The 223-nt window shown below is 54.3% G+C and carries 1 rRNA gene; it reads right to left on the bottom strand.

The window, feature by feature from the left end:
- Positions 1 to 223, bottom strand: a 23S ribosomal RNA gene (locus tag UQ64_RS28900); the annotation flags it as partial.

A 223-nucleotide genomic window follows, 5' to 3' on the forward strand; every position in this document is an offset into this window, starting at 1 on the left:
GTCGTCTTCAAGGGGTCTTACTAATTGGGAAATCTCATCTTGAGGGGGGCTTCACGCTTAGATGCTTTCAGCGCTTATCCCGTCCGTACGTAGCTACTCAGCCATGCTCCTGGCGGAACAACTGATGCACCAGCGGTACGTCCATCCCGGTCCTCTCGTACTAAGGACAGCTCCTCTCAAATTTCCTGCGCCCACGACAGATAGGGACCGAACTGTCTCACGA

It is taken from the genome of Paenibacillus etheri (assembly GCF_001012825.1).
Taxonomy (GTDB): Bacteria; Bacillota; Bacilli; order Paenibacillales; family Paenibacillaceae; genus Paenibacillus_AQ; species Paenibacillus_AQ etheri.